Source organism: Sphingomonas sp. 179-I 2A4 NHS, assembly GCF_045369135.1.
GTDB lineage: Bacteria > Pseudomonadota > Alphaproteobacteria > Sphingomonadales > Sphingomonadaceae > Sphingomonas.
On record NZ_JBIQFL010000030.1, the window covers coordinates 1 to 5,180 of the forward strand.

Consider the following 5,180-nt stretch of genomic DNA (forward strand, 5'->3'; position numbering starts at 1 on the left):
GGGGTCGAATCCGGCTGAGGGCGAAATGACACCCTAAGCCTCGGCACCCTTCGGCCAGAGGTATTCGCCGGTGAGGAGGATGTGCGCCCACCCGAGCGGTGAGATATGGGCCAGCAGGTGGTCGGGCGTATCGAGCCCTTCGCGTCGCCGGGCTTCGACGGCATGGCCGAGATGCAGGGTGTTCCAGTAGACGATGACGGCGGTGAGCAGGTTGAGGCCGGCGATGCGGTAATGCTGCCCCTCTGTCGTACGGTCGCGGATCTCGCCCTGGCGACCGATCCGTAAGGCGTTCTTCAGCGCGTGGTGCGCTTCGCCCTTGTTGAGGCCGACCTGCGCGCGGCGTTGCATGCCGGCATCAAGGATCCATTCGATGATGAATAGCGTCCGTTCGATCCGGCCGACCTCGCGCAGTGCGGCCGCCAGATCGTTCTGGCGCGGATAGGCGGCGAGCTTGCGCAGGATGCGGCTTGGCGGGACCTGCCCTGCGCTCATGGTGGCTGCGCAGCGAAATAGATCGGGCCAATTGGAGACGATCAGCGCTTCGCGCGCCTTCCCGCCCACCAGCGGACGTAACTCGCTCGGCGTAGCGGCGGGATCGAACACGTAGAGCCGTTTGGACGGAAGGTCGCGGATGCGCAGCACCAGGCGGTAGCCGAGCGTGGCGCTGATCCCGAACAGATGGTCGGTGAACCCGCCAGTGTCGGCGTATTGCTCCTCGATCCGTCGCCCGGCCTCATTCATCGTCAGCCCGTCGAGCAAGTATGGGGCTTCGCTGACGGTCGCAGGGATGGTCCGCGATGCAAACGGCGCGAAGCGGTCGTTGACGTGGGTATAGGCCTTGATGCCGGGATCGTTGCCATAGCGAGCGTTGACCGTGTTCATCGCCTCGCCCTGTCGCGCGGCGGGGTAGAATTGACCATCGGCGGATGCGGTAGTGCCCATACCCCAGACCTGCGCCATCGGCAGATCGCCTTGTGCGGCGACCACATGGGTCAGCGCCTGATCGATCGCCTCGCGTTCGACGTGCCAGCGCGCGAGCCGAGAGAGTTGCCAGTAATCATGGGTGTTGGAAGCCTCGGCCATCTTGCGCAGGCCCAGGTTCAAACCCTCTGCGAGCAGGACATTGAGCAGGCCGGTCCGGTCGTCGCACGGAACGCCGGTGCGCAGGTGCGTGAAGGCCTCGGTGAAGCCGAGCGCGGCATCTACTTCGAGCAGCAGGTCGGTAATACGGACGGACGGCAGACGGCGGTAGAGATCGAGCACCAAGTCATCGATCCCATCCGGCGCGTCAGCGGTGAGGCGATCGATGCGCAGTGTGCCGTCCTCGATACTGCCTTTCGGGATCGTGCCGTTACGCGCGGCGCGACCGAGCCGGGCAAGGCCATCGGCAAGACGGGCTTTGCGATCGGCGAGCCAGACATGCGGATCAGACGGTACGGCCAGCTTCGCAGCATGCGCGACTTCCATCGACACCAGGACGTTGCGCAGGTCACCATACCGATGCGAGCGGTCGAGCCAGATGTCGCCCGAGCGTAGCGCGTCACGCAGGTGGAACATGACCGCGACCTCTCGGAGACGGGCATCATCGTCGCCCTTCGCTCGCAACTGTCTCCGCCATTTGGAATGCGGCCGCAGGAAATCGTCAGTCGCCGGGGGCGTGCCTTTGGTGGCGATGGCGGTCACCGCGTTCAGCAAGGGCCGGGCGACCGGCGCGCCTTCGAGGTCGAGGCAGCGTAGCATTCGCGGGGCATAGCGACGGAAGCGGTGATAGCCCTGATCGACATGGGCCAGCGGATCGTCGCCCAACGTGTCTGTCAACGTCCGGGCCGTAGCGGTGAGGCGGGTCAGATGCTCCCATCCCGCCGCACGCGCGATCGCATCGTCAAGCGACGCACCGTCGCCATGCGCTTCGAGCAGCGATCCGCCGAGCGCCGCGAAGCCCGCCAGCGTCGCAGTGACCCCACCCCTGCTGTCTGCGACCCGTGTGTCATGCAGTTGCTTCGCCTCGCGCCAGGTGCGGCCAACGATCCGGTCATGCGTCTCGATCACCGCATCCGCAGTCGCGGTTGCCCACTCAATGATACAGACCGCGAGGATGGCGCGACGCCGGTCGGCACTCAGATCACGCAGACCATCGGCAAAGTACCGTTCGCCCTGTCGCCGCAACCTGGCGACGCGATGCGGTGGGACTCCGGCAAGCAGGCCGGCATCGAGGTCCATCGCACGCAGGAACTCCAATCGATCGAGTAGCCGGTTCGCCGCGGCGGAATTGTTGCCCGGCTCGATCCGGCGCAGCCAGATGAAACGGCTGATCGTGCCCGGCAGCATTTCAGTGGTCAGCTCGTCGAGCCGAGCGCAGGTCGCGGAACTGAGCCGCTCGGCGATCCGCCGTTCAATCCGGCGTTCGGCCGCGACGAGCGCATCCGCGCACAACCGCTCGATAGTCGTGATCGCGGGCAGGATGGTCATAGTGTCACGGCAGCGAGCGATGAAACGCCGGGCGAGATCGTCGTTGGAGCGTGCCTGTTCGGCTTCGGCGAACAGCCATTCACGAAAAGCCTGCGCTCGCGGACCCTGTCCGGGAAACGTCCTGTACCCATATACAGAGCGCAGCACCTCCATGTGCTGCTGGCGGGTTTGGCGCCTGACGGCGTAGCGGACGAGCGTATCGCCGGCGATGCCAAGTTGAGCCCCCAGGAAGGTGGATACCGCGAGCGGGATCACTTCGCCGGGCACCAGCATCCGGCCCGGATGGCGCAGTGCGCAGAGTTGCAGGGCGAAGCCGATCCGGTTTTCCGGCCGACGCCGCCGGTCGATGTGAGCCAAGTCGTCATCCGCCAGAATGTAATGCCGCAGCAGCGACGCCTCGTCGGTCGGCAGGTCAAGCAGCGCCGACCGCTGCCGGGCGCTCAGGATGTGGCGTCTCGGCATGTGGCAGTGTCCCTGTTGAACAGAAGTCTGTTTTGGACAACACTCACCCCACGCAAATCAAGGGTTTTTGAAGCCTGATTTCAGGAAGGTTCAATTGGGACAACGCGCCGCCATCTACGCCAGGGTCTCGACCGCCGACCAGTCGTGTGAGCGGCAGCTGCGTGACCTCGCCGGTTTCGCCGAGCGTGGCGGCTATGAGGTCATCGACGTTTTCCGCGAAACCGCCTCAGGGATGAAGGCCAACCGCTCGGCGCGCGCCGAAGTGATGAAACTGGCGCAGGCCCGCCACATCGATGCGATCCTTGTCACCGAACTCAGCCGGTGGGGACGCTCGACCCAGGACCTGCTCGATACGCTGAACCGGCTGTCGGGTTGGCGGGTATCGGTAGTCGCGATGAGCGGCATGACGTTCGAGGTCGATACACCGCACGGGCGAATGATGGCTACGATGCTCGCCGGCATCGCGCAATTCGAGCGCGACATGCTGAGCGAGCGCGTTCGGTCCGGTCTCGCCGCGGCGCGGGCGCGGGGTCGCAAACTCGGGCGACAGTCCGGCGACCGCCCCAAGTCCGACCGGCTCGCCCCCAAGGTGCTGGCGCTCGTTGCCGAAGGTCGCAGCTATCGTTGGATCGCGCGCGACCTCGGCCTCAGCAAGAACACCGTCGCCGCGATCGTGGGGCGGGCGCGGTTGGACACGGCCCCTGACATTGAAATAGCAGAGTAATCAGTTTTCACCTCCCGCCCCCGCCGAGAGGGCGCCAGTCGCCCCATATCGGCCTGTCGCTGAAGCTGCCGTACATTCATCGACCAGCAGATTGGGTGCCGCTTGTCGGACGCGACGCCAGTCTAACGGGCAAACCTGCTGAACAACCCCCATCCCGCCAAGCCGGCGGCTGTACCCAGCGTACCGGCAATCAGATAAGCACCGACCGCGTTGCTCGGGGTGAACAGTCCACCCGTGACATAGCCAATGATGACGGCGCTGCTCGTGACTGCGCCGTAAATAGCTGCAACCTTCCCATGGTGGTCGGTCGGCGTTTCGTTTTGCAGCATCGTGCGTACCGCCACATTGTGCACGCTGTTGGCAACTCCGCCGAATACGAAAACCATCCCGATCAACATGATGGTGGCCGCGCCGACCAAAGCGGCGCTGCCGATCACCAGCATGGTTACGCCAATCATAGTGGCCGCAACGAAAGCCAAAGGAGCAGGTCGGCGCATCGGCCGCGCACCTGCCGCGAGAGCGCCCAGGATCATGCCGGCGGCCCAGCAAGCGGTTACCAGGCCAAATGCGAGGGGGCCTTGCTTCAGCGTCACTGTGATCAGGAACACGAATGCTACATCTGCGATGGCAGAGGCAAAGACCTCCAAAGCCAGCGATCCTGTCATCACCGTGATCCGCCGGTTGCGGAGGATCGGCCAGTACTCGGCGAGCAATGTACGAGGTTCCTGCTCATCCGGCGCTATCGGCCGGCGCAAGCCGCTGGCCAGGATCACGGTGGCGAGCAAGACGTAGCTGGCAGCATCAATGAGCAAAGCACTGCGCGCGCCGATCCACGCAATCAGGATACCGCCCGCTACCGGACCTGCAAGCATCCCAACACCGCGCACAAGCTCAAGCACGGAATTCGCGCGGCTGAGCGGCATGCCAAGTGCTGTCGCCAGTACGGGTATAAGCGCGAAGGTCGCCGTTCCGCTGATGGCGAAGCAGATGCTGAGCACGCTTGCGCCAACGAGCGTCGGCAACATCGCCGTGTTGCCGGCAATCCAGGCGAGAAGCGCCGCTTGTGCTAGGCCGGTGACGACAAGTATTCTGCCAGCATCACGCCTATCGACAAAGCGACCGATGAACGGAGCAGCGATTAAACCAGGTAGCAGCTGCGCAATCAGCAGCATGGGCACGGCAAAACGCGTCTCGTTCTCGGCAGCCCGAAACATCAGAGTGATGAGGGAGATCTCGTCACCAATGGTGGAGACAGTTAAGGTCACCAGCACAAGCCAGCCCCAGCCCGATCTGATCCGTACAGCTACCGTCCCGGGTCCCTCCATAACAGGCATTTGTCTGAGGCCGGGTGCTGAAGCAACTTATTTGCCCGGCGGGCGCTCGACCGGAAGATATTCAGGGCAGTGCTTCCGCAAAGCCCGCTGCGTACAGAAAAACCGGGCGAACTCGAGATGGCAGCGAGTAGAGGATCGCTGTCGGAAAGCCACCAGTCCGTTCTCCAGCCAAACCCGGCCATTTCGCTTAG

Annotated in this window: 3 protein-coding genes; 1 reads left to right on the forward strand and 2 read right to left on the reverse strand. The window is 64.2% G+C overall.

The genetic code is table 11. The annotated features are described in order from the left end of the window. Positions 1-33: 33 nt before the first annotated feature. Positions 34-2,931 (reverse strand): Tn3 family transposase, encoded by a 2,898-nt coding sequence (locus ACH0CP_RS18835; protein WP_191320872.1) that lies wholly within the window; start codon positions 2,929-2,931, stop codon positions 34-36. 94 nt (positions 2,932-3,025) lie between these two features. Here ACH0CP_RS18835 and ACH0CP_RS18840 point away from each other — a divergent pair, with 94 nt between their 5' ends. Continuing rightward, positions 3,026-3,655, forward strand: a complete 630-nt coding sequence (locus ACH0CP_RS18840; RefSeq protein ID WP_066478108.1) for a recombinase family protein — start codon at positions 3,026-3,028, stop codon at positions 3,653-3,655. Positions 3,656-3,777: 122 nt separating this feature from the next. Here the strand turns inward: ACH0CP_RS18840 and ACH0CP_RS18845 are convergent, their stop codons facing one another. Continuing rightward, positions 3,778-4,920: an MFS transporter gene (locus ACH0CP_RS18845; RefSeq protein ID WP_231733184.1), complete on the reverse strand. Its 1,143-nt coding sequence runs from the start codon at positions 4,918-4,920 to the stop codon at positions 3,778-3,780. Positions 4,921-5,180: the final 260 nt, after the last annotated feature.

What these genes read in the sequence shown, in the direction of transcription:
- ACH0CP_RS18835 (WP_191320872.1), bottom strand. Translation starts at nt 2,931, where the DNA reads ATGCCGAGACGCCACATCCTGAGCGCCCGGCAGCGGTCGGCGCTGCTT.